This window comes from Pseudarthrobacter sp. RHLT3-21, assembly GCF_059383495.1.
In genome coordinates this window covers 188,049-213,522 of record NZ_JBWZCI010000003.1, presented here as the reverse complement: position 1 = coordinate 213,522, position 25,474 = coordinate 188,049, and the positions used below count along the sequence as shown (strand labels likewise).

Below are 25,474 nucleotides of genomic sequence, written 5' to 3'. Positions count from 1 at the left end.
GACGTGCCCTTGGACGCCGACGGTGTGGTGCCGTGGTGGCCGGAGGAACGGCGTCACGTCACCCTGCACCAGATCCTGGTCCGCATGATTGTGGAAAGGGCCCATGCTAGACGCTGACGTTCACTGGGGTCGGAGAAAGCGGTCTATCCGGGAACGTGTCTTCTGACAGGGGCTGGTCTGGCTGCTGGCCTTCGGGCAGGGACAGGTCGCGGGGCGGGTTTCGAGGATCCGGGGCAAGATCTTGACGTGTTACTTTTTCGCCAATTTCTTGATGCCCCAGCTGTTCTACGATCTGTTGTGGCCAGTCAGGTGGTTCCCAGTCGGGGTGTTCGCTGGCGTAGTGCCGTCCGGTGGGTGATGTCCAGCCGGGTGGTTCGTTCTTTGTGGCTGCTTCGGGTATCCATCCGGTGGTGTGGCGGAGTCTGTGATGTTTGGGTCAGGGCTGGCCGAGGTTGCTGATCCCGGTGCTGCCTCCGTGGGCCCAGGCGAGGAGGTGGTCGGCCTCATTGTCCAAAGACTGGTTGCTGCAGCCGGGGAACGGGCACTTCCCATCCCGCAGTCGCAGCCATTGGCGTTGGGCTTTCGTGAGCCGATAGCTCGTACGCCCGATCTCCAGCGGAGCTCCGTCGCGGGGATCTGTCAGGACCCGGCGAAAGGACTCTGCGCCGTCGGCGACGAGACGCCGGGCCATGGACTGCGGGATCGGTCCGTATCCATCCAGCATGGCCGTTTCATCCGTGACACCCAACAGCGAAAGCACCGGGACCGTGACCAGCACCTGCGCCCGCGGCGACGGAACACCCCCGCCCGTGCTGCCGTCACTGTCGGCCGCATCACCTGTAGCGCTGAGGAGCCAGGTCGCGGCGGTGTCGGCGCGGAGTTGGCTGAGCGTCCGGTCCTCATCGGGCCCTTGGAGGGCGCGGGCGGCGGCGGTGGTGCGGTCCCAGATCCCCGCGGCCTGGTCGGCGGGGAGGTAGGCGGAGAGCCAGGCCATGCCGTCGCGGTCCGGGGCATACTCCAGTCGTCGATCGGCGGCGCAGCGGGTGTGGCGTTTTTCGATGCTGACCGGGTGGTGGCGTTCCCGCCACGTACGCGCCTTATGCCGGAACCGGGACGCGACGAGCTCCCCAGTCGGGCACCCCCGGGCAGGGTTCGGCGCCTCGGGATCCAGAAAGTGCGCCTCCGGCGCCTTGGCACCGGCGGGGTCGAGGTTGGTGGTTTCGTCGACCATGATCCGGGCGTGCTGCCACGAAATGTTTCCGGACTGCAGGGCGGACAGCGTCAGCGGCAGGGCCGTGGTCAGTTCGTGGGCTTCGGCGAGCAGGGCACCCGCGGCGCGTTCGCTGACCGTCAGCACGCAGGCCACCTCCGCAACCACAGCCATTTCCTGGGCCGTGCGGTCCTGCAGGGACGCCCCGGGGGCCGCCATAGTCCTTGTGGTGTCGGTGAACCCGGCCGCGGCGTGCACTGTCAGGGCTGCCGTCTTTGCTTGCAGCCGGGCAGCCTCCGCCAGGATGTCCAGCCAGTCATCCGCCCGTTGCCGCATTGAATCAGCACCGGCCACACCCTCGGACCCCATCCCGCGGACCAGCACACCCACAGCAGCGACGGAAGACTCAATGGCCTTCAACACCTCTACTGCGGCCGTGATTCCCATACTCACAGCATCCCGGGAGCGTCTGACAACGCGGGCGCAGCGGATGTCCCAAGTGGATACCCTGCGACCAACCGGGTCTTCAGCGCACTGCACTTCGCTTCCAACCGGGCGATCTCGGAGATCCCGGCCAAGGACGCGCCCCTTCGGGCCAACGCATCAACGTGCGCCCCATACAAAGACGCTCGTGGCCCAGTCAGCGACGTGGCGAATTTCCGTTCGAGCGCGGCGAGCGACGCGGAAATTGCCGCCATGGCTTTTCTATTCTCAGCGTCCCAGGCTGCTCTGCTTTCCATACTTACAGGATCTCGCGAGGGTCCGACAAAACCCGCGTGGATGGATGCCTATGTGCATAACTCCGTTGGCATCATTTCCATAGCGCCGGAGCTGAGGGGTTCAGGTATCCCTCCGAGCGAAAGGGGGCGCCTGTTAACTGTCCTCTCGCGCCGAGGATGGGAGGTTGAAGAGCGTCAGATGCTGACAACTACCTTGCCGCGGGCCCGGCCCTCGTGCATGTATTCAACGGCAGCCGGCGCCTCAACGAGCGTGTAGACCTTGTCCACAGCAGGCTTCACACTGCCGGCCTCAATAAGCGTGGTCAGCGCCTCGAGATCCCGGTAATTCTCCGTCGAAACAAGCCCCTTGAATTTCTGCCCGGAGAACAGCGACACCAGCGGCGCACCCATCGAACGCTCAAACCCGCCGGTCAGCTTCCCACCGCCTTCACCGCCGACGATCACCAGTGTTCCCCGCGGTGTGAGTGCTTTCCGCAGGACTGAGAGCGGCCGGTTGCCGGCGGTATCCAGGATGACGTCGTACAGGAGCCCTGCGCCGGCAAAGTCGTCCCGGGTGTAATCGATGACGTGATCGGCGCCGAGTGACCGGGCCAGCTCCACTTTTCCGGTGCTGCAGACTCCGGTGACCTCTGCACCGAATGCCTTCGCCACCTGTACCGCAAAGGACCCGACTCCCCCGCCAGCGCCGATGATCAGCACCTTCTGGCCGGTACTGACCTGTCCGGCATCGCGGACGGCCTGCAGTGCCGTGACGGCGGAAATGGGCGCGGCCGCGGCCTCTTCGAACGTGAGGTTTGCGGGCTTCGCGGCAATGCGGCCCTCCTTGGCGCACACAAATTCCGCGAAGGACCCCTCACACGTGCCGAACACTTCATCGCCAGGCTGGAAGCGCGTCACGCCAGCCCCTACCGCCTCCACGACGCCGGCCACCTCGCGTCCGCGGACGGGGACCTTGGGCTTCTTCAGCCCGAAGCCGAAGAGCCGGATCAGGTACGGCCGCCCGGTCATGAGGTGCCACATGCCCTGGTCGACGCCGGCCGCGCGGACTCGGATCAGCACCTCGCCGCTGCCCGGTGCCGGCTGCGGAATGTCCCGTAGTTGGAGCACATCGGAATTCCCGTAAACGTCCTGCACGATTGCTTTCATGATGCGTCTCCTTCGTGGTTCGGGTACTGGAACACGTCCTCGAGCGGCACGCTGAGCACATGGGCGATCTGGAAGGCCATCTCCAGGGACGGCGAGTACCGGCCCTGTTCGATGGCGATGACGGTCTGGCGGGTGACGCCTACACGCTCGGCCAATTCGGCCTGCGTCATCTCGCCCCGTTCGAACCGCAGGCGCCGGATGGAATTGGTCACCCGCGTTGGCTTCACCACGGCTGGAACCCCCGGCGGTAGGCGACGATCTTGGCTACGGAGCCCAGGATGGCGGACAACACAAACGTCAGGTAGATGACGTTTGCGATCCAGAAGTGATCCACCTCGGCCATCGCCAGGAGCAGCGCCGCGACGCCGCCGATGACCACAAACGACTGCCCGATGTACTCGCCGAAACGGTAGATCTCCCGGTCTCGCTGGTCCTTCTTTCCGGCCTCCTTGGGCGAAAAAATGCCCAAGAGTATGTGCAGGGCGATGGACGCAGCAATGGATGTCCCAATGGTCCACAGCAGTGGAGCCACGTACGGAACCTCGGCAACGGGCATAGTGCCGGCCAGGCCCAGGACGATGGCCAAATACACGCCATAAGAGCCCGCGGCCACCACCCCCATGATCCAGGCGCTCTTCTCTTCGAAGGACATTTCGGCTCCTGCCATCCCACCAGATGTAAAACAAAGCTGACATCTCAAAAGTAAAGAAAATCAGACATGATGTCAATAGTTTTGGACTCCCCAAGAAAAGAAAAGGCCACACACACCCCCAGTCTGAGATGGAAGACACCAACCGCCCGTGAGTCTCATCACCTGGGGCGCCAAAGTGGTCTGCTGGTTGGCGATCCCCCTCCCAATGACGAGAAGGTATTTGTATGCAGCAAGCACCAAGCGCCGCCACGCAAGACGCAAGCCCAGCCGAACAGCCCAGGCCGGGATCCGCCGTCGCGCACGTCCTGAACCGGGGACTGAGCGTCCGCCATATCCGCTTTATGGCCCTCGGTTCGGCGATCGGAACCGGCCTGTTCTACGGCTCGGCCTCCGCCATCCAGAAGGCGGGCCCGGCCGTCCTGCTCGCCTACATAATCGGCGGCGCGGCGGTGTTTATGGTCATGCGGGCCCTCGGCGAGATGGCCGTCCGCCACCCCGTCTCGGGCTCGTTCGGCCAGTACGCCAGCCGCTACCTCGGGCCGCTGGCAGGGTTCGTGACCGGCTGGACCTATGTCTTTGAGATGGCGATTGTGGCCATCGCGGAGGTCACGGCTTTCAGCATCTATATGGGCTTCTGGTTTCCGCAGGTGGACCGCTGGATCTGGATTCTGGCCATCATCTGCTTCTAGGCCGCACTGAACCTGCTCAGCGTGAAGGTCTTCGGCGAGCTCGAGTTCTGGTTCTCGCTGATCAAGGTGGTGGCCATCATCGCCATGATCGTCGGCGGCGCCGCCATCATCGTGTTCGGCTTCCAGGCGGGCGGCTCCACCGTGGCGCCGGGGCTCGGCAACCTCGTGGAGCACGGCGGGCTGTTCCCCAACGGCTTCGAGGGGCTGCTGGCCTCATTCGCCGTGGTGATGTTCGCCTTCGGCGGGATCGAGACTCTCGGCATCACCGCCGGCGAGGCCACGGACCCCAAGAAGGTCATCCCCAAGGCCGTGAACACGGTGCCGGTCCGCGTCCTGTTGTTCTACGTCCTGACCCTCGGCGTGCTGATGAGCCTCTTCCCCTGGAACGAAATCGGGACCGACGGCAGCCCGTTCGTCCAGATCTTCAGCGGCCTGGGCATCCCGGCCGCACCGCACATCCTCAACGCCGTGGTGATCACCGCCGCGCTCTCCGCCATCAACAGCGACATCTTCGGCGCCGGCCGCATCCTGTTCGGGCTGTCCGGCCAAGGCCACGCGCCGGCAGTTTTCGGCAAGGTCTCGCGTCATGGCGTGCCGTGGATGACAGTGGTAATGATGGCCGGGATCCTCCTGGTGGGCGTGGTTCTGAACGCGGTCATTCCCGAGGACGTCTTTATCCTGATCGCCTCGATTGCCACGTTTGCCACCGTCTGGGTGTGGGTCATGATCCTGGCTTCCCATGTCGCGATGAAGCGGGAGATCGCCCGGAAGGCCCTGCCGGCGTCGGAATTCCCGTCCCCCTGGTGGCCGGCGGCCTCCATCCTGACCATCGCGTTTATGGCGCTGGTCATCGCTGTCCTGGGCGCCTTCGAGGACACCCGCGTGGCACTGTACGTGGGAGCGGTGTGGCTGGGGCTTTTGGTCCTCGCCTACCGGCTGTGGGTCAGAGGTGACGGACGACGCCGGGCCGAACTTGTGGACGAAACCTCACCGCTGCCGGTGGTCACCTCAGCCCGCGGCCACCAGTAAGGTCGACGGGTTCAGGCGCCGCCCGTTCAACAACAAAGGCTTCAGCGACAAACTACTGCCCGCCGGCCCCGCCGGAGCTAAGATCAGGCATGGTTCCGCTCTCAAACCTGCTGGCGTTTGCGCTGGCATCCGTGGTGTTGATCGCTGTCCCCGGACCCAGCGTGCTGTTCGTGATCGGCCGTTCCCTTGCCCTTGGCTGGAGGGGCGGCGTCCTGACGGTACTGGGCAACGCGACCGGGCAACTGGTGCAGGTGGCTGCAGTTGCGTTCGGAGTGGGCATCGTTGTGGCGCAGTCCGTGGTCCTCTTCAGCGTGGTGAAGCTGGCCGGGGCTGCCTACCTGGTCTATCTGGGCATCAAGGCCCTCCGGAACCGGCGGCATAACTCATTCGCCGATCGCCAGCCGGTGGCCTCCTCGGCAAAACGGCTGGTGGCGGAAGGTCTGGTGGTGGGTGTCACCAACCCCAAATCAGTGGTGTTCTTCGTAGCGGTACTGCCGCAGTTGTGGACTACCCGTCCGGGGCCATTCCGTTCCAGCTGGCCCTGCTGGGGGCGGTGTTCCTGCTGATCGCCATAGTTTCAGATAGCCTCTGGGCCGTCGCCGCAGGTTCGGCCCGCCAATGGTTTGCCCGTTCCCCCCGCAGGGTTTCAGGTGTGGAGGCAACAGGCGGGGCCTTGATGATCGGTCTGGGCGGAACGTTGGCCCTGACCGGCAGCAAGTCCTGACCACCCCCAACGCTCTCTCACTTCTGGGGCGATTTGGCGCAACGCTCTCTCACATGAGGTGAGAGAGCGTTGGCCCAAACAGTGCAGGATGTGAGAGAGCGTTGCGAAGTCTGATTAGGCCGAAGCGAGCGCCGAACGGACGGCAACCGGCATCGGCGTCGTGGGCCGGCCGATCAGTTCGCGGAGGTCCGAGCCGCTGACCAGGAGGTCGCCCCGCGCAATGCCGAGGTCCGAGTCCGCCAGGATGTCGGCGAAGAGCTCCGGCACGCCGAATCCGGCAAGGAGTCCGGCGTAGTCGCTGGCCGGAAGGTCCTGGTAGACCACGGGCTGGTTGGCCGCGGTGCTGATTTCCTGGGCCAGTTCGGTGAGCGTGAAGGCGTGGTCCCCACCGAGCTCGTAGATCTTGCCGGCTTGGTTTTCGGCAACAAGCACGGCTGCGGCGGCTTCGGCGTAGTCCGCCCGGGACGCGGCACTGATCTTGCCTTCCCCGGCGCTGCCCGCAAGCGCGCCCTGGGCCAAGGTGCCCTGCAGCTGGTCGGTGTAGTTTTCGAGGTACCAGCCGTTGCGGAGGATGGCGAACGGTACGCCTGCATCCTGCAGGATGGCCTCCGTTGCCTGGTGCTCAGCGGCCAGCTTCATGCCGGTGGTATCTGCGTTGGCGATGCTGGTGTAGGCGATCAGCTCCACGCCCGCCGCTGCTGCTGCCTCAATCACCGTGCGGTGCTGGTCCACGCGCTGGCCAACCTCGCTGCCGGAAATCAGGAGGACCTTGCTGGCGCCTTGCAGTGCCAGCGCCACTGAGGCGGGGTCCGCATAGTCCATCGGCTTGACCTGGACGCCGCGCGCTGCGAAGTCGGCCAGTTTTTCGATGGACCGGCCGAGAGCCACGATCTCTGCTGCCGGAACATTGCGCTGCAGGAGGGCCTCGACGACGTGGCGGCCAAGCTGTCCGGTTGCTCCAGTGATGACGATGCTCATGGGTTGGTTCCTTTCACCATTTCTTAGGGGGTCACCCTCCACAACCAGCCCTCCCGCCAATTACTTCCTGAAAGACAGTACGCACTTTTAGGTAAGGTACTCACCTTTTGGTAAGTTATGGGCATGGAAGCAACCGTTTGGCCCGCCAGCCTGCCGGAAGATCTACGGGCACACTTGCCGGAAGGATTGGCCGACGGCGTGTTCCCGGCCGGGTGCCCCAGCCGCACGGTGCTGGACCACATCACCAGCAAGTGGGGAGTGCTGATCCTGCTGGCACTCTCGGAAGGCGAGCAGCGCTGGAGCGAACTCCGGCGCCGCGCCGAGGGAATCAGCGAGAAAATGCTGGCGCAGACCCTCAAGACCCTGGAGCGCGACGGCCTGGTGCTGCGGAAGGCCCAGCCGGTCATCCCGCCCCGCGTGGACTACAGCCTGACCGAACGCGGATATGAGCTGTCCGGCCTGCTCGTCCCCCTGGTCACGTGGGCCTATAACAACGCCGACGACATCCTCAACGGCGAGCGCTGATTCTCGGCCAGTACTGATTCCCGTCCCACGCCTACGCCTACGCCAAAATCTCCTAAGTAGGACTCGTCCGCAAAGACGAGTACATGTTACTGGTGTGACTGGTGTGAATAGCGCCTAGCGTAAATGTAAGGTGCCAGCCAGGAATAGGAGGACCATCCTCTGCTGGGAGCTTTCCGGCAACCGCACCGACAGTGAGCGGACGAGCGCCGCGCTGAAGGAGTTGTACCGATGGTCAACGCTGCCCGTAATCCGGCCCGACACGAACCTCATCACGATTCTCAACACGACCGCCGAGTCGACGCCAGCGCGAGACAACCGCGCCTTATGGCAAGGGCCTGGAACCGCGTCCGTGCGGTGCCAGGCCCAGCAAGCCCCTACAAAATCGGTGACGCCGTGGTGGGCGACGATCCCTTCAACGGCCGGCACGAGGGTGTGGTCATCTCGCGGACAGCCGACTCCGTGGGCATGGGAACCGCAGAGGGCGTTGTCTACTACGATCCCCGTCAGGTCAGACGGCAGGAGTAGGCAACCGGCCCGGCCTACCGCGCCGACCAGCCGCCGTCCATCATGTAGCTGGACCCGGTGACCATGCCGGCATGATCGGACGCCAGCCAGGCCACCAGGGAGGCAACTTCCTCCGGTTCCACCAGGCGTTTCACGGCGGACTCGGTGAGCATCACCTTGGCCAGGACCTCGGACTCGGGAATGCCGTGCACCTTGGCCTGGTCCGCGATCTGCTTTTCGACGAGCGGGGTCCGGACATAGCCCGGGTTGACGCAGTTGGAGGTGACCCCGTGCTCCCCGCCTTCCAGCGCAGTCACCTTGCTCAGCCCTTCCAGTCCGTGCTTGGCGGAAACGTACGCGCTCTTAAACGGGGAGGCCCGGATTCCGTGCACGGAAGAGACGTTGATGATGCGGCCGAAGCCGTTGGCATACATGTGCGGGAGCGCGGCCCGGATCAGCAGGAAGGGGGCCTCGAGCATAAGCGCGATGATCCGGCGGAAGTCCGCCGGATCAAACGCTTCGATGGGGCTGATGCGCTGGATCCCGGCGTTGTTCACCAGGATGTCGCAGTCCAGGCTCAGGGTGGCGAGCGCGTCCACGTCCAGCAGGTCAACGGCCCAGGCAGTGCCGCCCACTTCATCGGCGAGGGTGGCAGCGCCGGCGGAGTCGACGTCGGCCACTACCACCTTTGCCCCACGGGCGGCGAGCTCCCGGACACAGGCAGCGCCAATCCCGCTGGCACCGCCGGTCACCACGGCCTTGCGGCCGTTCAGTATGTTTTCCATTGCAGATCCGCTTCCCATCGTGTGCTCAATATCCTTGCCGAGAACAGCTCAAGCAGCTCAGCGTGAGCCAGCCGGGAGCAGTCCCTCGCGGGCGGCGTCGGCCTTGTCCACGTCCTCCAGCGCGATGCCCTTGGTTTCCTTCAGGCTCAGCACCGCCACTGTGGTGATCGCGCAGGCAACCACGAGGTAGATCGCCGTGGGCAGCCAGGAACCGGTGTCCTTGAGCCGCTGGGTCGCCAGGAGCGGCGCCAGCGAACCGGCGAAGATCGAGGTGACCTGCGAGCCCAGCGAGACGCCCGAGTAGCGCATCCGGGTGGGGAACAGCTCGGCCATGATGGCGGGCTGGCCCGCGTACATAAAGGCGTGCAGGCACAGGCCGATGGTCACGGCGAGGACGATCACCACGGCATTGCGGGTGTCGAACATGGGGAAGGCGAAGAACGGCCAGGCCGCCCCGGAGATGGCGCCGATGAGGTAGACGGGCTTGCGTCCCAGCTTGTCCACGAGCCGGCCCACCTGCGGGATGACCAGGAAGTGGATGACGTGGGCGATGAGGAGTGCCAGCAGGAGCGAGGACGTGTCGTACTTGTGCACGCTCTTGAGATAGACAATGGCGAAGCTGACCACCAGGTAGTACATGATGTTCTCCGCGAAGCGCAGCCCCATGGCCTGCAGGATGCCCTTGGGGTACTTGCGCACCACCTCGAAGACGCCGTAGCTGACAGCCTGCTCCTTCTCCACGAGGGCTTTGGCCTCCAGGAAGATGGGCGCCTCGGTGACGTGCGTGCGGATGTAGTAGCCAACGAAGACGATCACGGCGGAGAGCCAGAATGCCACGCGCCAGCCCCAGCCGAGGAAGGCCTCGGGGCTCAGGGTGGTGGACATGATGAACAGCACCAGTGTTGCCAGGAGGTTACCCACCGGCACGGCGGCCTGCGGCCAGCTGGACCAGAATCCGCGGGACTTGTTGGGGCTGTGTTCGGCAACCAGCACCACCGCGCCGCCCCATTCGCCGCCGAGCGCGAAGCCCTGGATGAAGCGGAGGGCAACCAGCAGCGCGGGAGCCAGGTAACCGATGTCGGCGAAGCCCGGGAGGCAGCCCATCAGGAACGTGGCCACGCCGACGATCACAATGGTCAGCTGCAGCGTGGGCTTGCGGCCCAGTTTGTCACCGATCTGGCCGAAGACGATGCCGCCGAGGGGGCGCGCCACGAAGCCCACCGCGTAGGTGAGGAACGCCTGGATGATGCCGTCCAGCTCGTTGCCGGTGGCGGGGAAGAAGTACTTCCCGAAGACCAGGGTGGCTGCGGTGGCGTAGAGGAAGAATTCGTACCATTCCACCACCGTGCCCACCATCGAGGCGGCCACAATCTTCTTTAGCCCGGATCCCTTGGGTGCGGATCCGGCGGCGTTGTCCGCCGAGCGTTGCTCTACGCTCATGAGTTTCTCCTTAGTGTCCACTTTGACACGCGCTGTGATCCACAGCACTAATGGCTCCACTGAGTATTACTGCACAAACATGCGCCTTCAATGACCAATCCAGCACCAACTGTGTGCACAATTGCAGATATGAAGGCGAATCCCGATGACCTCCTGGTCCTGCTTGCGGTATCCCGCTCCGCAAAATTTACGACGGCGGCGCAAGTGTTGGGGCTGAACCACACCACTGTTTCGCGCCGGATAGCCGCCTTGGAGAAGGCGCTCGGCGGCCGCGTCCTGGCCCGGGCCGCCGGCGGTTGGGAACTGACGGAACTGGGCACGGAGGCCGTCCGGGTCGCCGAACAGGTGGAGTCGGCGGTGAGTGCGCTGGGACCGGCAGGCAAGGCGCCGGACCCGATTACCGGCGTCGTACGCATGACGGCGACTGACGGCTTCAGCGCCTACGTCGCCGCACCAGCCGTGGCGCGTCTGCGCCGGAAACACCCGGGACTGAGCGTAGAAGTGGTGACCATGACCCGGCGGGCACTGCAGCAGCGTTCCGGCCTGGACATCGAAGTGGTGGTGGGCGAACCGCAGGTCCACCGGGCCGAAGCCGTGCAACTGGGCGAATACATGCTGGGGATGTATGCCTCGCGTGCCTACCTCGCCGAGAACGGGACGCCGTCGAGCGTTGCCGAACTGACGGAGCATCCGCTGGTGTACTTTGTGGATTCGATGCTGCAGGTGGACGACCTGGACGCACCCCGGCGGCTGGTGCCGGCCATGCGCGAAGGGCTTACGTCCACCAACGTGTTTGTCCATGTGGAGGCCACCCGCGCCGGCGCCGGCATCGGATTCCTGCCGTGCTTTATGGGCAATCTGCACAACGATCTGGTCCGGCTGCTCCCCGACGACTTCGCCGAATTGCTCCCTTATTGGATGGTGCTGCGGCCGGATTCGATGCGCCGCCCCGCCGTGGCCGCCGTTGTGCAGGCATTGCGCGACCAGACGGCGGCGCACCGGGACGCCCTGCTGGGTCGCGCTCAGTCCCCATCGATTGCTCCCCACCGGCCCCCTAACCTCACAAGTTCGGCCAGGGAACCCCGCCAGCGTGGGCCCAAACCGCCCCCCTGAAAAAGGGCCGCTACAGAGCAACCGACGGCGCTGCCGGGTCGTGACGCACCGGGGAGTTCGCGGCGAAGGCGCGCACCTGGGCGTCGTTCCAGATGTGGGCCGGGACGGCACCGCCCAGGAGCCGGCGGGCCAGCTGCGGGTCCCCGTCCAGCGGGGTGTCGCTGCCGGCCATCACCATGTTGCCGTAGCGGCGGCCCTTCAGCATGGCGGGGTCGGCGATGATGACGGTGTGTGCGAACGCGGCCGCGATGGTGGCGGCGTCTTCCCGCGCATTCAACAGGCTCGGGGCGTCGCCTGAGTTCACCACATAGATACCGCCCGGCGACAGGACCCGCTTGATGTGGTCATTGAACTCGGCGGTGGTGAGCGGCCGCGGCGTGAGTGAACCGGAAAATACGTCGCGGATGATGAAGTCGCGGCTGTCCGGCGTGAGCGTTTCGGTGACCTCGCGGGCCTCCCCCACGCGCAGTCGCAGCAGCGGTGCCTTGGGCAGGTCGAACCAGCCGCGGACATACTCGGCCAGTTTGCCGTCGAGTTCCACCACCACCTGCCGGGCGTCCGGATAGGCGGTGTGGAAGTACCGGGCCAGGGAACAGGCCCCGCCGCCCAGATGCAGCCCGCGCAGCCGCTCGGTCCCGCCCGCGGTGGGCGCGACCGCCTTGGCCCCGCCCTTTCCGGACTTCGGCGGCCAACGTGACTCAATCAGCGCCGCCATCCAGCGCATGTACTCAAAATCGAGGAACAACGGATCGGCGAGGTCGATGTGGGAACTCATGACACCGTTGATCTTCAGGAGCCAACCGTTGGAGTTGTCCTGGTCCGCAATGAGCTCGCAGTCGCCGGTATCAATGTAGTAGACGCCCTCAAGGGGGCCATCAGGACGGGTTCCCTTGGGCACCTCGATGACACCCGCCGTCGGACGCTGGCTGTTCCGGCCGCCTGACTTGCCGCGCTTTGCCATTACCCGCGTGCCGCTTCCGTCATGGATCAACCCTAATTGACTGCCCTGCGTCAGCGGTCCGGCACGGCCTCGGTCCGGGCGGCGGGAACAGGGTTAGCTTGAGAGCGGCCGGTCCCTGCCTGCCCGGTCACGGTCCCGGTCACGCCGAAGTTCCTCCGCCCGGGTGGCGTCGGTGTGCGCCTCGCGGTCCGGATGCCCTTCTCCGTCCGGATGTGTGTCGCCGTTCGATCGCGTGTCGCGGTCGGGGTCCGGCCGAAGCTCCTCCGCCCGGGTGGCGTCCGTACGCGTGGCGTCGGCACGCGCGTCCCCGTCCTGATTTAGGTCGGGGTCCAAGGCGTCAGCCTTCTGCGTGCGCTCGGCCACGTCCTCCCGGAGTGACCTGGCGTCGTCGGCCTTCTGCTCGGCTTCCTGTTTCAGCCGCGCCGCCTCAACCTGGGCCTGCTCCGCATCGGCGCGGGCACGGCTGGCCCGGGCTTCGTTTTCACGCGCCTCGAGCTCAATATCCTCGGCTTTCCGGCGCATTTCGGCGGCCTTTTCGCGATGCGATTCGTCCCGCTTCTGCTGCATGGCCCGACGGCGATTCCCGGTCACCAGAACCAGCACGATCAGGACCACCACGACGATGCCAACAATCACCCAAACCCAGGTTGTTGTGTCCAACGCTGCCCACCTCTTTCCACTTCGGTGTGACGGGGTCCCTGCGATGCCAGGGCGGCAGGCGATGTGGACCCGTTTGAAATTCAGGTAGGAAGGGTACTTACCTTCCGTTAGTAACCATGCTTACTATTTTACGGCCAGTATCGCTGGTTCTGATCAACAACCAGCCTTCTTTGGAAAGAGAGAGCGAAGATGACAGAGAACCAATGGCCCGAGGACTCGGGTTACCCGGCTCCACCGGCCGCCCTTGGAACCACAGGAGAACGCGCCCCCAGTACGTTCCCCACAGCAGCGCCGCCGACAGGCGGTACGCACGGGACGTCCCGCACGGATGCTGCCAAGGAAGAAGCCGGAGATGTAGCGCGGACCGCGGCGGATTCCGCACAGAACGTGGCGGAAACCGCCAAGTCAGAAGCGGCGAACGTCGCGTCGGAGGCGAAGGCGAATGCGAAGGACCTCCTGCAGCAGGCCCGCTATGACCTCACCGAGCAGGCCAGCGCGCAGCAGCAGAAGGTAGCCAGCGGCCTCCGGTCAGTCTCGGACGAACTGCACGCCATGGCGCGGGCGTCAGACCAGCCCGGAGTGGCCACAGACCTGGTCCGCCAGGCCGCGGAGCGTTCCTCCTCGGTTGCCGCATGGCTGGACGGCCGCGACCCCGGATCGCTCCTGAACGAAGTCAAGAGCTTCGCCAGGCAGCGTCCCGGGACTTTCCTGCTCCTGGCCGCAGGTGCCGGCGTCCTCGCCGGGCGCCTCACCCGCAGCCTCAGCGCAGGAGCACCGGAGTCCGCCACGACCAGGGCCGGCGGCCGATACGACGCGACCGGGCAATACGGCACCGGTGGCCAGTACGACGGCACCGGCGGCCAATACGGCGCTGGCCCGGCCGGCTATACACCGTCGGGCGGTGGCACTGTCCCGCCGCCGCCGGTACAGTTGCCCGGCCCGGCCACCACCACGGCAGGGTTCGACGGCGGCGCGCCGGGGAGCAGCTACGGGGATCCTTCGCGTCCCGCCAGTCCCTTGGACAGCCCCCAACTCGCGGAACAGCCCTCCTCCGGGGACCGCCTCGCCGACGATCCCCTGGGCGAACGCGATCTCGCCGACGATCCAATGGCCAACGACCCCCTGACCCGGGACCGTTCCGCGGACGGTCAGGCTGGCAGGCCGTGATGAGCGGCCAGATTCCCGAACCTCCCCCCTCGGCGGCGCACCAGAAGGCGGACAGCACGTCGCTGGGCGATCTGCTCGGTGAGGTGACCCGCGACCTGTCCACGCTGATGCGCCAGGAAGTGGAGCTTGCTAAGGCCGAACTGAAGGAGTCCGCCAGCAAAGCCGGCAAGGGCGGCGGCATGCTCGCCGGCGCCGGCGTGGCCGGACACTTTGTCCTGCTGTTCCTGTCGATCGCCCTCTGGTACGCCTTGGGCGAGCTGATGGGACTCGGCTGGTCCGCCGTCGTCGTCGCAGTCATCTGGGGCGTCATCGGCGCGGTGCTGGCGTCCGTGGGCCGCAGGGAGCTCAAAACTGTAAAGGGCATGCCCCAAACCGCTGAAACACTCCAGGAAATTCCCCCAACCCTAAAACCCGGTGAGGTAAAACGATGAGCGAGAACCCGGACGCAATCCGTTCAGATATTGAAGCAACCCGCGCCCGCCTGGGCACCAACGTGGACGCGGTGGCGGACAAAGTGACGCCGTCCAACATCATCCGGCGCCAAAGAGACAACGCCACAGAAACAGTGAAGGACGCCGTGTTCGGAGTGAAGGAGAGAGTCATGGGAACAGCCGACGACGTCACCACGCCCGTGCACGGTGGCACCCACGCCCGCACCGACAGTGCAGGCAACGCGCTCAGTGAAGCGGGCGCCGCCATTGGTGATGCCCCGCACCAGGTGAAGGCCAAAACGCAGGGCAACCCGCTTGCTGCAGGCCTCATCGCGTTCGGCGCCGGCCTGCTTTTGTCCTCGCTGATCCCGGCGAGCGAGAAGGAACGCGAAGCAGCGGATGCCCTCAAATCGGCCGCCGAACCATTGACCACCGAGCTGACCGAGGCCGCGAAGGACATGGCCGAAGGCTTAAAGGAACCGGCCCGGGAAGCAATGGAAAACGTCAAGGCTTCGGCCGCAGACGCTGCCGAGCATGTCAAGGCCGAAGGCCAGGTAGCCGCTGCAGACGTCAAGGACCGCGCCACTGACGCCAAGGACAACGTCCAGAACACGTAACGGCGCCAGCCCATAGCGGCAGGGCCAGCATCGCCAGCAGCACAGACAGGCCGGTTCCGTCTCCCCCCGGCGGAACCGCCCTGCCCGTTTTACCAACCCGAGAGGACACCCCATGGCCGCTCAAGACTCATCCGAAACCAGCACTGCCAAGGCGGACCAGGCACCGGCGCCCGACGACTCCCGGAAACCGGACAGCCCTACCGATGTCACTAAGCCTTCTTGGAAGTACATAGCCAAAAAAACCCTTCGGGAGTTCACCAAGGACCAGTGCCCGGACCTCGCTGCTGCCCTGACGTATTACGCCGTGCTGTCCTTGTTTCCTGCGATGCTCGCGCTCGTTTCCCTGATCGGCCTTTTCGGGGACCCTGAGAAAACAACCACTGCCCTGCTGGAGATCGTGCGGGGCTTCGCCCCTGCTGAGACGGTGAACACCGTTAGCGGCCCAGTTGAGGAGTTAGCTAACGCACCCGCTGCCGGGCTGACACTGATCATCGGGCTCGCCACCGCGCTCTGGTCCGCCTCGGGGTACGTTGGTGCTTTCAGTCGGGCAATGAATCGGATTTACGAGATCGATGAGGGCCGTCCGTTCGTCAAGCTGCGCGGAACCATGCTCGCTGTTACGCTCGTCGCCGTAGTCATCGTGGCCCTCCTGGCAGGCATGCTGGTGCTCAGCGGACCTGTGGCAGAGGCAGTCGGCGGCCTCATCGGGCTCAGCGGTGCGTTCCTCACCGTCTGGAACATAGCAAAATGGCCAGTAATGGTGGCGCTCATCATCGTCATCATCGCGGTGCTCTACTACGCCACGCCCAACGTCAAACAACCGAAGTTCAAATGGATGAGCCTTGGCTCCGGGATAGCCCTGTTCATCTTCCTGTTGGCTTCTCTGGGGTTCGGCTTCTACGTTGGTAACTTCGGAAACTACAACAAGACCTACGGTGCGCTCGGCGGTGTGATCGTCATGCTGCTCTGGCTGTGGATCCTGAACATGTCGCTGCTGTTCGGGGCAGAGTTCGATGCCGAGATGGAGCGGGGTCGCCAGCTCCAGGCCGGAATCGAGGCTGAGGAGACCATCCAGCTGCCGCCCCGGGACACCAAGAAGAGCGAGAAGATGCAGGAGCAGGAAGAGGACGACATCCGGCGCGGCCGCGAGCTGCGTGAACGCCACCGGAACGGCGCGGATCAGGCGGAACCGGACGCGGAACCCGACCGCACCAAGCGGGACTAGGCAGGGCCCGCCACTTGGAGGAAAATCAATATCAGCAGATTCCTTCAAGTTTCCCGGGGCCGTGACGTCCCGGGTATCAGGCGGGGTCGGCGGCGAGGTGGCCTCTTCTGAGACCGAGGCCAGTCCCCCCAGTCGTCGTCGGCCCCCTCATTTTGTTCGCTGCTCAGCGTGCATGTGGTTCCAAGGTTCATGCTTGCTCAGCGTTCGAACGCCACGGCGGACTCCATGCCAAGGGCCAACAGATAGGCGCCGAAGCCCTGCGGCGCCCGGGCCTCGGTCCGCCCGGAAGTCAGTACCCGGACCGTGTCCGTGGACGTTATACGGAACCCATGGCGGCGCAGCCGTTCCACCAGCGCACGGTCCTCCTGCGAGCGCTGACGGGGAAAGCCACCGGCCCGCTCATAGGCCGAGGCCCGTACCCCGAAGTTCGCACCGTACACATGGGGGTGGTCCTCCCCCATCGGATGCCGTATTTGCCAGCGCCTCAGGAGTTCGCCGTCCATGCCCGCCGGATCCGGTTCCACGGTCCCCAAGACTGCATCGGCGCCACGGTCAGCCAGTTCCACCTGACGCAGGAGCCAGTTTGCCGGAACGCAGGAATCGGCGTCGGTATTGGCCAGCCAAACCCGTTCGGCGGCCCGCTCGCGGCCCGCCCCCGCACGGTCGGGTAAGTGTCCCGTGAGGAGCACGTTGATGCCTGCACGCCGGCTCCTCCCGACACTGCGGAACGCGACCGGCATCAGGGTGACGCGGCCGTCCGCCGCAGCAAAACGCGCCGCCACCGCGCCCGAGCTGTCCGTGCAGGCGTCCAAGACCACCACGATGGCGACGTCCGTGTCCGGCTGGCTGTGCTGCAGGGCATCAGCTGCGGCACTGACCGCTGCCAGGGCACGTGCCAGGTGCGGTTCCTCGTTATGGACCGGAATAACCACGGCAACCTGCTCGATCCTGTCCACGTCAGGACACCGGAGGTCCGGGATCGCCGGCATCGCCGGGAGCCACCAGTGTTTCCAGCACAAAATCGCGTTCCTGGTAGAGAGCGGCGGTGGGCCACCGCAGCCGGCTCCGGGCCAGCACGTGGACGGAGTCGCCGTCGAGCTCCCACCCGGAAACCGGGTGCCGCCAATGGCACAGCAGCAGCGTGCCGCCCGGCGCCATCGATTCCTGGATCCGCTGCAGCAGCAGCTCCAACTCCGCAGGCGACAGGTAGTAGCCCACCTCGGAGACCACCACAAGGTCGTACCTGCCGCCGGGCCAGTCAGCAGGGAGCGTCAGCTGCCGCGTGGAGACCCCGGGAAACGACGCGAGCCGCCTGGCCGCAAGCTCGAGCGCGGTGCTGCTGGCATCCACGGCAAGCAGACTGGTGCATCTGGTGGCCAATTCGGCGGTCAGAGTTCCGATGGAGCATCCAACTTCCAGGCCCGACCGGTAGTTCTCCTGCGGCAGTGCGGCGAGGGTGAGGGCGCGCTTGCGCCGCTCGTACCAGCTGGTGGTGTACTCCCAGGGGTCCGCGGACTTCGAGTGCACGGCGTCGAAGATCCGCTGCGCGTCGGCACTGGTGTGGGGAGGGGATTGAACCGGGTGGGCCCCGGGCGGCGTCCAGGCGAATGTCTCAAAAGTTCGCCTGAAATATTGCAGCAGGCCCTCGCCGAGGAGCACTTCGTCCCCGGGCAACCCGGACAGCGGACGTACCTGGCTCGTGTGTGAGTCCATGGCGGACCGCTTCGCCCCCTGCTGTTCAGCACCCAGCGGAACGCGCCACCAGGACCGCCAGGCCGGATCCTCCGGGGAAGCCCACAGCCAGTACCAAATGGGATACTCCAGCAGGGCGTGCCCACCTTCGCCGGCGACGTCGGCGGCCACCGCTCCGAGGGCGTTGTGGTCCGCGTGTCCGTCGTCACGATACGGGGCCACAATTGCCAGTTGCTGCGGTGGTCCGGGATGCCGGCCGATGGCCTCGCGCAGACGGTCGGCGATTTCCGGTGTCCACTCCTCCAGGCCCCGGTCCGGCAGCCGGAGGAAACGCCAGCGTCCGGCCAACCCCAGGACGCCCATCGCTGCCGCAAACTCCTCAAGTCGTACGGCGGCGAGCTGTTCAGGCGTGGTTGTCGCCGAGTCCGGGTGCGAGCCCTCCCCCGCGGTGCACAGCAGCACCTCGACGTCGGCGCCCAGCGAGTGCAGCAGCGCCAGCAGGCCGCCGGCGCCCAGAGTCTCGTCGTCGGGGTGGGCAGCCAGCATCACGAACCGCATGGCAGCCAATTCCTGCTGCCCCAAGGGCAGCTCCGCCATCGCCGCGAGCCCGCTCGCCGCCCAACGGGCCTCGTCAGTCCCTTGGTCCGTGTGCGAGAAGGTCACCACAGATGCTCCCCGTTCAGTGTCAGCTTTCCCAGCTGAGCATCGTCCCGCATGGCATGGTGCTGGCGCACGTACAGTGCAAGGTCCGCCATGCGCTTGGCATACGGTTCGTCGAACGCCAGCGGCGCCGGTCCCCGGTTCCGGCCGACCAGGGACAGGACACGCTCGACGGCGGCAGCTACGGTTCCGCGCACGCGTAACGCTTCGCTCCACGCACTCCGGTCCGCATCCTGTATTTCTTCGCCGGCGGGCAGGCCGCCGTCGTTGGACAGCTGGCCGTCGTCGATCAATGCTGCCGTACGCGCAAGATACTGAAGCGTGGCGGTCAGGATCCTGTCTGTTTCGCCCAGGGCAGCCAGCGCGATCTGGTCAGGTTCGCGGCCGGACGCCGCGGCGGCGGCCAAGGAGTCCTTGTAGTCCCGCGCCACGCCCACGGCGCCCCCGAGCCAGCAGGCAGCTACCCCCATGCCACCCCAGGCAAAACCGGGCCGGCTGAAATACCAGCCGTCGCTGCCCAACTGTTGTGCGGGCACCTGGCTGAAATGGACCGTCCCACTAGGAATCTCCCGCAACCCGCGGGCCACCCATGCCGGGTCCTCGCACGTCACGCCCGGATCCCGGAGGTCCACCGCGAAGGCCGCCCTGCCTCCGGCTTCAGTGTGGGCAGTGATGACAGCCCGGTCCAAGAGCGGCGCCAGTGAACACCATGGCTTTGAGCCGTTCAGCAGGATTCCAGCCTCGCCCGCCTTGGCCTCCAGGCGCGTATCCGGGCCTTCCGCGGCAAACACTCCCCACGCACCCACGCGGTCGGCCGGATCGTGGCCCGCCTGATAGTTCCCTGTCTGGGCAAGGATCGCTTGGGCATCCATATGCGGTTCAAAAACGCGGCCTGCGGCAACGTCCACGGCGGAGACGGAAGCGAGCAGCTCCCAGAGACGGGCAGTATGCCCGCCCCCTGGCTGCGGCCAGTTGTCTCCCGCGTTCCGGGCCAACGACAGCAGCGCGGGGACGTCGCCTGCCGCGGAGGCCACGGAGTCGAGCAGGGGAACCGTCCAAGCCAGTTCCGTTTGAGTTGAGACCATGCGGACAGCCTGGTGGGATGACGCAGGCATGCTGCTGCCTCTCCGGCCCGGCCTACTTTGCCGCCGGTTCGGTGACCGACGCGGACGGAGTCATGGTTTCCGCGTTGACCATCCACGCGAGCTGTTCCAGGCGCTCAATGGCGGCATGTAGCAGGTCGGTGCTGGTGGGATCCTCTTCATCCACCTCATCGTGGACATCCCGCATGGTCTTCACCGTCCGCTCCAGCCGGGCCGTGACCAGTTTGACGGCGTCCTTCGTGGAAATCAGCCCGCCGGTGAGCTCATCAAGGCGTGTGTCTGCGGCTACGGTCTGGCTCCGTCCGTCGGGCAGGGCGTGCAGGGCCCGCATCCGCTCCGCCACCTGGTCGGCAAACAGCCGGACACTGGCGATGATCTCGTCCAACTGCAGGTGAAGGTCGCGGAAGTTGGTGCCCACGATGTTCCAGTGGGCCTGCTTGGCCTGGAGATGGAGCTCAATCAGGTCCGTGAGGACCTGCTGAAGGTTGCTGGCAAGGGTGGGTGACGCTTTCATCGTGTTCCTCCACTGCAGGCGGTTCCGGACGGGACATAGGCCGGACAGTCATTCTAAGCATACTTAGCAATATTCGGGATGAACGGATGCTGTCTGCGCCCAGGACTCAGCCGCCTGCGGTTAGATGCCTGCGGTCAGCACTCAGCGGACGCGCGCCAAGGCGAACCCGTCCCAGCCTTTGGACCCGACAGTCTGGATCACGGTGGCATCGAGATGAGGATGTTGGCCCAGCAGTTCCAGGGCGCTGATGATCCCAGGGGCGTTGACCTGGTCCATGGAAGGATCCAGGACCGCGCCCTCCCAGACGGCGTTGTCCAGGACCACCACGGTTCCAGGCCTGCCCAGGCGCACGGCCCATTCGAGGTACGCTGCGTCGTTTTCCTTGTCCGCATCGATGAACACAAAATCGAACGGCTCCTGGCCCTCCGCCTGCAGCGCGGCCAAAGTGTCCAGGGCGGCGCCCACCCGGACCTCAACCATGTCCCCCAACCCCGCCACGTCCACATTCGCCTTGGCGATGTCCGCGTGTTTGGCGAGGTATTCGCACGTCACCAGCCGGCCGCCGTTGGGCAGCCCCTGCGCCATCCAGATGGTGCTGAACCCCGCCAGTGTACCGATCTCCAGCACCCGCCGGGCGCCGGACAGTTGGACCAGGAGCTTAAGCAGCTTGCCGGCGTTGGGCGTCACTTCAATGGGCGGCATCCCGGCGTCGACGGCGGAGCGCACCGCCTGCTTGAGCGCACTATCGGGGTGCACCACGGTAGCCGTGAGGAAGTCTTCCACTGCTACCCACCCCGGCTGGGACTTGTGCTCAAACATGGCCACAGTCTGGCACGCAGGCAAGCGACGGTCTAGGACTCGGCGCAGGAACCGTCGGTGGGGCGTCACGCGGAGCAGGCTTTTTGCCCGGCCCAATTGTCACATCGTTGACTTGATGCAGGCGCGGCGCCCGGCAGGCGCCAAAAGCATGCCTGGCGTGACAGGTCGGCCAGCCGTCCTCCCGTGGCCTCGCTCAGGAACCGTCTGCGAGGGCCTCTTCGAGGCGGTCCACCTTGGCGCTGAGCTCGCCCTTATAACCGGGCCGGATGTCTGCCTTGATGACCAGTGAGACGCGGCTGCCAAATTCTCCGACGGCTTCGGTGGCGCGCTTAACGACGTCGAATACCTCGTCCCATTCGCCCTCGACAGTGGTGAACATTGAGTCCGTCTGGTTGGGCAGGCCCGACTCCCGGACGATCCGCACGGCGGCCGCAACGGCGTCGTGCACTGAAGCGTCGGTGGGACGCGATCCCCCGGCGGGTGTACCGGACGGGGCGACTGAAAATGCAAGCAACATAGGGCAAGTCTGTCATGCAGCCCACCATGAAACGGGTTTGGCGAGGCTGGCGAAGCGTCACATAGCCGGCTACCCTCCGGTAACCAGGAAGGCTGCCTGCGGCATTGCTAACCTGAACGAATGAGCATTGCTGTCGTCCGCAAGCCACTACGCGCAGACGCTGCCCGGAACGTGGACAAAATCATCCTGGCCGCGCGCCAGTGCTTCCGCGAGCATGGTCCCGAGGTACCCCTCCAGACCATCGCACTGACGGCGGGCGTGGGCCCGGCCACCCTGTTCCGGAACTTCGCCGACAAGGAGGAGCTGGTCCTGGCCGCCCTCAACCGGCAGCTCCGCGAGACCGTGGACCCCGTCATGGCGGACGCGTTGGCTGACATCGACGCAACTGCGGGACTGCTGCGCGTCCTCGAAGCCATCATGGCCGCGGCCAGCGCTGATGCCAACCTGCTGGGCGCCGTTGCGGGCCGCCGCGAACTCCTCACCGGCATCACCGGCTCACTGATGGATTCCATGAGCATCCTGCTGGGCCGCGGCCAAGGTCAAGGCACACTTCGTTCCGATATTTCCATGACTGACATGTTCCGCCTGCTCGCCATGCTGATCGGCGTCGTGGACACCATGGAGCCGGGTTCCGATGCCTGGCGCCGCCCCCTGGCACTGATCGAGGACGCCATCCGCACTGAACGGCCCCACCGCCCGCTGCCCGCGCATGTGCCGCTGCCCGCCCCGCAGCTGCAGGGTCCACAGTTCACCTGACACCCCGCGCCTGAGCACCCTCCGGCACACAGCCACGGCCCCCCATTGTTGGTGTCCAGACGTTGGATTAGACTCAGGTAGGGTTACGCAGCCAGCCTCTGAATCTTCACAGGGAGCACTAGTGAAACACGTCCAGCGCGGCCAATCCAAGGCCATCCGCCGATGAACCACATGCACTTGTCCCGGTTCATCCACGACCCCCGCGGCCCGGAGGTGATCCTTCCTTCGCTGGCAGCGGAGGACCTCGCCAATTTGCTGGACGCCCTCTACCAAAACCTCGACACTCCCGCCCCGGAATTCGGTGCGCAGGTGTGGTACGAGCTGGCCGTTGAAGAAAGCGCCCGCCGGACCGGGTCGCCAGAGGATGAACAAACGGCCTGACCGGCCTACGGGCCGAACCCCGGGTGTGGCACTGCGGAGCTGACGATGATGACCCCAGTCAGCCGGCGTCGCCCTCGGGGGTTCTTTCTTGCGGCCGCGTTTCTCCGGGCTGGGTTTCCCGGCGCCCGGCATTGTCTTTACCCTCCGGCTGGTGGGGCTCCTGGTCGTGCTTGTGAGGCTCATGATCGTAGTCATGGGGCACGTGTTCCTTGGCCTCCAACAGGTGCTGCTGCAGCTTCTCCTCCGCGTCGCGGCGTCGCCGGGAAGTATCCCTCAGTTCCCGCGTCGATTCGGAGACACTGGTGTCGTACACCGGCCGCGGCTTCGGGTCCGAACCCTGGGGGTTGTCGGTTCCGCTGTCCGGATCTGGTGCGTTGGGCTCAGGCTGATCATTCATCTATGTGGCTCCTTTAGGCGTTGCAAACCGCATCACGCCGACATTCTTCCGGCCGTCAATCGTCCGGTTCCGTTTCCCGGTTTCGGAGTTCGGCCCGAACCGCCGCGTGCAGGGCGGTCATATTCGCTTCCTGGCTGAGGTCCAGGGCCAGTCTTATGCGCTCGGAAAGTAAATCCAGGTCCTCTGGCGGCAGGTCGGCCAGGGACCGGAACCGGGTAAAGAAGCGCTTGACCGGCAGCCCTGCGCGCCATCCGTCAGATGCCTGACGGCGGGCTTTGCGGGGTCTTGAACCGGCTGGGTGCAGTCTTATCTCCATGGTCAGCGCTCTCACGAGAGTCCACGGCCAACTGCATAGCCAGGCCCAATGCTACAGCGCATGTGAACCGCACCACCAGTGGTTTGGTGTCGGTTTCACATGATGGGCGTCAGTTCCATCCGATGAACCGCAGCAGCGCTGCGGCACCGGCGCCCACCACGACCACCACAAGGAAGGGCGCCCGGAAAGCCAGTGCGACGGCGGCGGCGGCGAGGGCCCCCAGCCGCGCATCGGCGGCCAGGGTCTGGCCGGACGCCACGGTGTTGACGATGGTCAGGGACGCCAGCAGTCCGATGGTCATGGTGCCGGCAATACGCGACATCCGGGGGTCCTTCAGCAGCTTTGCCGGGACGAAATAGCCCACTAGCTTCCACGCGTACGCAAGGACGCACGCCAGCAACAACCAGAACCAGAGATTCATGTGCCCGCCTGCCCTGCCTGCCCGTGGCCGTCCTGATACGTGTCAGAATGCGTGTCCCGGCGCCCGTGGTGCCGGTCGTAGGGATCCACGTCAGGTTCCAGGCCTTCGTCACTGCGTCCGTGGCTGAACCAGCCGATCAGCGCAGCTACGACGGCGGCAATCAGGATGGGCACGCCCGCGGGAACGAACGGGACGGCTACTGCCGTGGCCAGCGCGCACACGACGGCAATCGCCACCGGTTCCCGGCCCTTGAGCCGCGGCCACAGCAGAGCAAGGAATGCGGCCACGGCGGCACCGTCCAGGCCCCACTGTTTCGGATCGCCCAGTCCGCTTCCTGCGAGGGCCCCCACTGCGGTGAACAGGTTCCAGAGTACGTAGATGCCAATGCCGGCCGTCCAGAAGCCACGGCGTTGCTCATCGGGATCAGTCTGCCCGCTGCTCGTAGCGGTCGACTCGTCAATGGTGACCTGCGCGGCAACATACCGCCGCCAGCCCGTCGGATGCAGGAGGGCGTTGAGCTGCATGCCGTAGATGCCGTTCCGCATGCCCAACAGCGTGGCTGCACTCATGGCCGCAATTCCGGAGCCTCCGCCCGACACCACACCGATGAACGCGAACTGGGAACCGCCGCTGAAGAGCAGCAGGCTGAGCGCCATAGTCTGCCAGAAATCGAGTCCTGAGGTGACGGACAGCGCTCCGAAGGACACTCCGTAGAGGCCGGTGGCGATGCTGATGGATAGGCCCACGCGCACGGCCGGGGACTGGAGCAGCTTCACCGCCGTCGTCCCGGTTTCCGCAGGCTCCAGGCCCACAGGATCAGCGGCAGCTGAAGCGGCAACCGGACGGTGTGCACCTTGCGCTGCGTCGGGGAGCCCGTGGGGCCGTAGGCGCGGCGCAGTGCGTCCACGTGACCGGCCAGGAATACCGCGAACATTGCCGTCACGGCCGTGGCAGTTGCCCGCCTTGTCACCGGGATCAGGAGGCCGACGGCGGCACCCGCCTCCAGCAGTCCGCTCACCGCAATCCATTCCTCCCGTGACATCACCGCCAGGGGCCGCTTGCCGCCGTCGGGCGTTGGTACTTCGCGCCCCTCCGGCGACTCGTCGCCGGCACTTGGCGCCTCGCGGCAAAGATAGTCAGGGACCACCTGTTCGAAGAACCGTGGCTCGCGGAAGTGCTTCATGGCGCTGGTCATCAGCAGCGCGCTCATGGCCGCCGCGGAGACTGTCTGGGTGGCCCGGGCGGACCAGCGAAAAGGCATGGGTCCACTCAATCACAGCACCGCCCCGGGGGCTAAACACC

General features: G+C 65.6%; 27 protein-coding genes and 3 pseudogenes. 11 read left to right on the top strand and 19 right to left on the bottom strand.

What is annotated here, in order from left to right:
* Positions 1–106: 106 nt before the first annotated feature.
* The 4 genes and pseudogenes from AC50YA_RS05200 to AC50YA_RS05185 form a co-directional block, all read right to left on the bottom strand.
* Positions 107–1,657, bottom strand: a pseudogene (locus AC50YA_RS05200) (HNH endonuclease signature motif containing protein).
* A 467-nt stretch (positions 1,658–2,124) separates the two neighbouring features.
* Positions 2,125–3,096: an NAD(P)-dependent alcohol dehydrogenase gene (locus tag AC50YA_RS05195; RefSeq protein WP_494981282.1), complete on the bottom strand. Its 972-nt coding sequence runs from the start codon at positions 3,094–3,096 to the stop codon at positions 2,125–2,127.
* A complete protein-coding gene (locus tag AC50YA_RS05190; protein WP_160677130.1) occupies positions 3,093–3,326 on the bottom strand; it encodes a helix-turn-helix transcriptional regulator in 234 nt (77 codons plus the stop codon). The genes AC50YA_RS05195 and AC50YA_RS05190 overlap by 4 nt, the downstream gene beginning before the upstream one ends.
* Positions 3,320–3,748 carry a hypothetical protein gene (locus AC50YA_RS05185; protein ID WP_494981281.1) on the bottom strand — a complete coding sequence of 143 codons (429 nt, stop codon included), beginning with the start codon at positions 3,746–3,748 and terminating at the stop codon, positions 3,320–3,322. The genes AC50YA_RS05190 and AC50YA_RS05185 overlap by 7 nt, the downstream gene beginning before the upstream one ends.
* Before the next feature lie 224 nt (positions 3,749–3,972).
* On the opposite strand from AC50YA_RS05185, the pseudogene AC50YA_RS05180 reads away from it, so the two are divergent.
* Positions 3,973–5,466: pseudogene (locus tag AC50YA_RS05180) on the top strand (amino acid permease).
* An 89-nt stretch (positions 5,467–5,555) separates the two neighbouring features.
* Positions 5,556–6,190, top strand: a pseudogene (locus tag AC50YA_RS05175) (LysE family translocator).
* A 114-nt stretch (positions 6,191–6,304) separates the two neighbouring features.
* Here AC50YA_RS05175 and AC50YA_RS05170 read toward each other — a convergent pair.
* Positions 6,305–7,168, bottom strand: coding sequence for an SDR family oxidoreductase (locus AC50YA_RS05170; RefSeq protein ID WP_494981280.1), 864 nt, complete (start codon positions 7,166–7,168; stop codon positions 6,305–6,307).
* Between the two features lie 123 nt (positions 7,169–7,291).
* On the opposite strand from AC50YA_RS05170, the gene AC50YA_RS05165 reads away from it, so the two are divergent.
* Together AC50YA_RS05165 and AC50YA_RS05160 are read left to right on the top strand one after the other, a co-directional pair.
* The gene (locus tag AC50YA_RS05165; protein WP_494981279.1) at positions 7,292–7,693 is read left to right on the top strand and encodes a winged helix-turn-helix transcriptional regulator; all 402 of its coding nucleotides are present in this window, start codon (positions 7,292–7,294) and stop codon (positions 7,691–7,693) included.
* A gap of 354 nt (positions 7,694–8,047) precedes the next feature.
* The gene (locus tag AC50YA_RS05160; RefSeq protein WP_494981278.1) at positions 8,048–8,218 is read left to right on the top strand and encodes a hypothetical protein; all 171 of its coding nucleotides are present in this window, start codon (positions 8,048–8,050) and stop codon (positions 8,216–8,218) included.
* Between the two features lie 14 nt (positions 8,219–8,232).
* Here the strand turns inward: AC50YA_RS05160 and AC50YA_RS05155 are convergent, their stop codons facing one another.
* Both AC50YA_RS05155 and AC50YA_RS05150 read right to left on the bottom strand, forming a co-directional pair.
* Positions 8,233–8,982: a 3-hydroxybutyrate dehydrogenase gene (locus tag AC50YA_RS05155; RefSeq protein ID WP_494981277.1), complete on the bottom strand. Its 750-nt coding sequence runs from the start codon at positions 8,980–8,982 to the stop codon at positions 8,233–8,235.
* 57 nt (positions 8,983–9,039) lie between these two features.
* Positions 9,040–10,422 carry an MFS transporter gene (locus AC50YA_RS05150; protein ID WP_494981276.1) on the bottom strand — a complete coding sequence of 461 codons (1,383 nt, stop codon included), beginning with the start codon at positions 10,420–10,422 and terminating at the stop codon, positions 9,040–9,042.
* Positions 10,423–10,551: 129 nt separating this feature from the next.
* Here AC50YA_RS05150 and AC50YA_RS05145 point away from each other — a divergent pair, with 129 nt between their 5' ends.
* Positions 10,552–11,535: a LysR family transcriptional regulator gene (locus tag AC50YA_RS05145; RefSeq protein WP_494981275.1), complete on the top strand. Its 984-nt coding sequence runs from the start codon at positions 10,552–10,554 to the stop codon at positions 11,533–11,535.
* Between the two features lie 10 nt (positions 11,536–11,545).
* Here the strand turns inward: AC50YA_RS05145 and AC50YA_RS05140 are convergent, their stop codons facing one another.
* Positions 11,546–12,496, bottom strand: coding sequence for a spermidine synthase (locus AC50YA_RS05140; RefSeq protein WP_494981274.1), 951 nt, complete (start codon positions 12,494–12,496; stop codon positions 11,546–11,548).
* Between the two features lie 93 nt (positions 12,497–12,589).
* A complete protein-coding gene (locus AC50YA_RS05135; protein ID WP_494981273.1) occupies positions 12,590–13,156 on the bottom strand; it encodes a hypothetical protein in 567 nt (188 codons plus the stop codon).
* A gap of 189 nt (positions 13,157–13,345) precedes the next feature.
* Here AC50YA_RS05135 and AC50YA_RS05130 point away from each other — a divergent pair, with 189 nt between their 5' ends.
* The 4 genes from AC50YA_RS05130 (at position 13,346) to AC50YA_RS05115 (ending at position 16,596) form a co-directional block, all read left to right on the top strand.
* On the top strand, positions 13,346–14,323 hold the full coding sequence (locus AC50YA_RS05130; RefSeq protein WP_494981272.1) for a hypothetical protein: 978 nt from the start codon (positions 13,346–13,348) through the stop codon (positions 14,321–14,323).
* A complete protein-coding gene (locus AC50YA_RS05125) occupies positions 14,323–14,754 on the top strand; it encodes a phage holin family protein (RefSeq protein ID WP_494981271.1) in 432 nt (143 codons plus the stop codon). Before AC50YA_RS05130 ends, AC50YA_RS05125 begins: the two co-directional genes overlap by 1 nt.
* Positions 14,751–15,371 (top strand): DUF3618 domain-containing protein, encoded by a 621-nt coding sequence (locus AC50YA_RS05120; RefSeq protein WP_494981270.1) that lies wholly within the window; start codon positions 14,751–14,753, stop codon positions 15,369–15,371. Before AC50YA_RS05125 ends, AC50YA_RS05120 begins: the two co-directional genes overlap by 4 nt.
* A gap of 112 nt (positions 15,372–15,483) precedes the next feature.
* The gene (locus tag AC50YA_RS05115) at positions 15,484–16,596 is read left to right on the top strand and encodes a YihY/virulence factor BrkB family protein (RefSeq protein ID WP_494981269.1); all 1,113 of its coding nucleotides are present in this window, start codon (positions 15,484–15,486) and stop codon (positions 16,594–16,596) included.
* Positions 16,597–16,793: 197 nt separating this feature from the next.
* On the opposite strand, the gene AC50YA_RS05110 is transcribed toward AC50YA_RS05115, so the two are convergent.
* From AC50YA_RS05110 to AC50YA_RS05085, 6 genes are all read right to left on the bottom strand, one after another.
* Entirely contained in the window at positions 16,794–17,585 is a 792-nt protein-coding gene (locus AC50YA_RS05110) for a glycosyltransferase family 2 protein (protein WP_494981268.1), read from the bottom strand.
* The gene (locus AC50YA_RS05105) at positions 17,554–18,954 is read right to left on the bottom strand and encodes a PIG-L family deacetylase (RefSeq protein WP_494981267.1); all 1,401 of its coding nucleotides are present in this window, start codon (positions 18,952–18,954) and stop codon (positions 17,554–17,556) included. The genes AC50YA_RS05110 and AC50YA_RS05105 overlap by 32 nt, the downstream gene beginning before the upstream one ends.
* The gene (locus AC50YA_RS05100; protein ID WP_494981266.1) at positions 18,948–20,063 is read right to left on the bottom strand and encodes an acyl-CoA dehydrogenase family protein; all 1,116 of its coding nucleotides are present in this window, start codon (positions 20,061–20,063) and stop codon (positions 18,948–18,950) included. The genes AC50YA_RS05105 and AC50YA_RS05100 overlap by 7 nt, the downstream gene beginning before the upstream one ends.
* Before the next feature lie 22 nt (positions 20,064–20,085).
* Complete coding sequence (locus AC50YA_RS05095) at positions 20,086–20,565, bottom strand: Dps family protein (RefSeq protein WP_494981265.1); 480 nt, start codon at positions 20,563–20,565, stop codon at positions 20,086–20,088.
* A 141-nt stretch (positions 20,566–20,706) separates the two neighbouring features.
* Positions 20,707–21,384 carry an O-methyltransferase gene (locus AC50YA_RS05090; protein WP_494981264.1) on the bottom strand — a complete coding sequence of 226 codons (678 nt, stop codon included), beginning with the start codon at positions 21,382–21,384 and terminating at the stop codon, positions 20,707–20,709.
* Positions 21,385–21,577: 193 nt separating this feature from the next.
* The gene (locus tag AC50YA_RS05085; RefSeq protein ID WP_494981263.1) at positions 21,578–21,901 is read right to left on the bottom strand and encodes a thiamine-binding protein; all 324 of its coding nucleotides are present in this window, start codon (positions 21,899–21,901) and stop codon (positions 21,578–21,580) included.
* A gap of 120 nt (positions 21,902–22,021) precedes the next feature.
* On the opposite strand from AC50YA_RS05085, the gene AC50YA_RS05080 reads away from it, so the two are divergent.
* Entirely contained in the window at positions 22,022–22,657 is a 636-nt protein-coding gene (locus AC50YA_RS05080) for a TetR/AcrR family transcriptional regulator (protein ID WP_494981262.1), read from the top strand.
* Positions 22,658–22,819: 162 nt separating this feature from the next.
* Complete coding sequence (locus tag AC50YA_RS05075; RefSeq protein WP_494981261.1) at positions 22,820–23,038, top strand: hypothetical protein; 219 nt, start codon at positions 22,820–22,822, stop codon at positions 23,036–23,038.
* Between the two features lie 58 nt (positions 23,039–23,096).
* Here AC50YA_RS05075 and AC50YA_RS05070 read toward each other — a convergent pair whose 3' ends face one another.
* From AC50YA_RS05070 to AC50YA_RS05055, 4 genes are all read right to left on the bottom strand, one after another.
* Positions 23,097–23,435: a hypothetical protein gene (locus tag AC50YA_RS05070; protein WP_494981260.1), complete on the bottom strand. Its 339-nt coding sequence runs from the start codon at positions 23,433–23,435 to the stop codon at positions 23,097–23,099.
* 425 nt (positions 23,436–23,860) lie between these two features.
* Positions 23,861–24,172, bottom strand: coding sequence for an AzlD domain-containing protein (locus AC50YA_RS05065; RefSeq protein ID WP_494981259.1), 312 nt, complete (start codon positions 24,170–24,172; stop codon positions 23,861–23,863).
* A complete protein-coding gene (locus AC50YA_RS05060; RefSeq protein WP_494981258.1) occupies positions 24,169–24,948 on the bottom strand; it encodes an AzlC family ABC transporter permease in 780 nt (259 codons plus the stop codon). Before AC50YA_RS05060 ends, AC50YA_RS05065 begins: the two co-directional genes overlap by 4 nt.
* Positions 24,945–25,433 (bottom strand): DoxX family protein, encoded by a 489-nt coding sequence (locus AC50YA_RS05055; RefSeq protein ID WP_494981257.1) that lies wholly within the window; start codon positions 25,431–25,433, stop codon positions 24,945–24,947. Before AC50YA_RS05055 ends, AC50YA_RS05060 begins: the two co-directional genes overlap by 4 nt.
* Positions 25,434–25,474 lie beyond the last annotated feature (41 nt).